The following is a 2,140-nucleotide window of genomic DNA, read 5'->3' on the forward strand; positions in this document are numbered from 1 at the left end:
GGTATTATGCGGAGGCTAAGGTATTGCGTTGCTCACACCTTAGCAAGGCGTTATAGCTCAATTGCTCCCACGTTTCTGGAGATAAAAATGACTTGGAGTTCAGAGGCTTTTTGCGAAGAGTTTGGTGTTGCGATAAGTGAATTTCATAAAATATTTGCAAATCAGATTGTAGTAACCCCCAACACTGACTGGCATACCGCCATGTTGAGTGTCTCAAACCTCAGTTTAGTAAAACTACAAGTTGACCTATTTGACTCTATTGAAACAATCGAGCAAAAGTTACAACGAAATGCAGTTGAGTGCCTCGAAACCATGGGCTATGACTTTAGATATCTCGAATCAATAGTTGTTGATGTATTCCGACTGGGTACGCTGAGAAGTTTTCTTTATCGAGATATTAATGCAGTTTTGGATCAAAGTACGTATTTATCTCAAAGTGCAAGAGATTTGCTTGCTGTGGTAGATAAACACAGTGGTATCAAAGGCATGGTTATAGGGTTTATGACAGGTTACAACAATCCTATAGATGGTCTTTTGCACGGCTTTGGTAAAGGCTCATTAAATATTGAAATTCAAAATGCTCAGATTCGTTTTCAGCAGCAAGCTCAACTTTTTAATAGCTCTACTGAAAAACTAGCAATGGATTTGAAAGTTATGATTTTGCGGATTTGGAATGATGGGGTTGCTCAAATTCAAAACAAAATTGAGCTATAACAAACTGTTTAAGAGTGATTCGCAACGCGTGGCATTTTTACTATGCGTTGCTTTTAGTGTTTAAGGTGGTATGCGGCGGCATCGGTATTGCGTTGCTCACACCTTAACAGGGCGTTAAGTGTTTCTCGAAATGGTCGTGATGATTAAGAGTGTAAGTGCATAAAAATCTTCATTGTTTGAGAGCTTTCAGTATAGAATTCAGTTAACCCGATAACCGCTTTATTCTTCCGGTTATTGATCGGCGAAATATAATTGATTTAGGTGCTTAAAGTGAATCTTAATGAAAAATCAAGGTTAGTATCTTTCCTACTTACGCTCTTCTTTGGTCCATTGGGACTGTTTTACTCTTCAATAGCTGGAGCTCTCGTTCTATGCATTGTTGCTTTCTTTACTGCTGGGACAATCATTGTTCCTATTTTTTGCTGGCTGCTTGCGATGGGTATAGGTGATCATTGTGTTCACAAGCACAATCTAAATGTTCAGCAAATCAAAGATCTAATGGCAAAGTAAAAAACACTTAACAAATTGTTCAAGAGTGATTCGGCACGCATGGCATTTTCACCATGCGTTGCGTTCAGTGGTTAAGGTATCATGCGGAAATTTAGGCATTGCGCGCCTCACACCTTAACAAGGCGTTAGTACGGGATGGGCATCAAAGGTTGTAAAATTTGGTGTTTATTGGTTTCTTTGCTCTGCTTTACAGCGGTTCAAATGTGCCTTTCACGTTCTCTCCGGTGGCACTAGATGTGCAGTGATCGTGTTGCCAACGTCGTTTACGGTTTCTAACTTTCGGGCAATTTCATTGGCTTGGCTTCTTTGTCTCGGATGGTTTTTCGGCGAAAAATCGTTTCTTTGGTGTCGTCGGGAAAGTTCGAAGTCAGTCTCCTTTGCAAATTTAAAGGTGCTGAAAATCATCGAGTTTTGCGCGTTTTTCTTCTAGCCAACTCGCGTTCTGAGTATTGGTTTCAGATTGGCAGTTGTCCGTTTAGCTTTCGCGTTTTAAGCTAAAATTTCGTTCTATATTTCAATGCCTTGGCAAATGTCATAAGCTTTAAGGGCAGCGCACTAACAAGCTGCTCAAGAGGGATTCACAACGCGTGGCATTTTTACTGTGCGTTGAATTTAGTGATTAAGGCGGTATGCGGCAACATCGATATTGCGTTGCTCACCCCTTAGCAGGGCGTTAAATTACAAATTTAGGTATAGAGTCTATTAATGGATAAATCAGTAAAAATCGGTATAGCAACTGGTATTGTTGCATCAATGGTCTTTGTGTATTGCTTAGACCCAATTTTAAGGATTTTTGGAAACACAGTCGTATATCTATCTACTTATGTGGTTAGTGGGCTATTAGACTCACTTTATGCTAAGTGTAGTGGTTTAATGATCCCGGACACCAAGTTAGGTGGTAAAGTCTCCACCATAA

The 2,140-nt window shown here is 40.0% G+C and carries 2 protein-coding genes and 1 pseudogene; all 3 read left to right on the top strand.

Annotation, left to right across the window (positions count from 1 at the left end; genetic code table 11):
• On the top strand, positions 1–714 hold a 714-nt coding region (locus tag GXP65_RS24815; RefSeq protein WP_205455636.1), incomplete at its 5' end, for a hypothetical protein.
• Positions 677–821: pseudogene (locus tag GXP65_RS25525) on the top strand (DUF3265 domain-containing protein). The gene GXP65_RS24815 and the pseudogene GXP65_RS25525, both read left to right, overlap by 38 nt.
• A gap of 1,108 nt (positions 822–1,929) precedes the next feature.
• Positions 1,930–2,140 (top strand): hypothetical protein (locus GXP65_RS25165; protein ID WP_205455638.1); only part of this gene is annotated, 211 nt, incomplete at its 3' end.

The sequence above is a fragment of the Vibrio sp. LB10LO1 genome, from assembly GCF_010092875.1.
Classification (GTDB): domain Bacteria; phylum Pseudomonadota; class Gammaproteobacteria; order Enterobacterales; family Vibrionaceae; genus Vibrio; species Vibrio campbellii.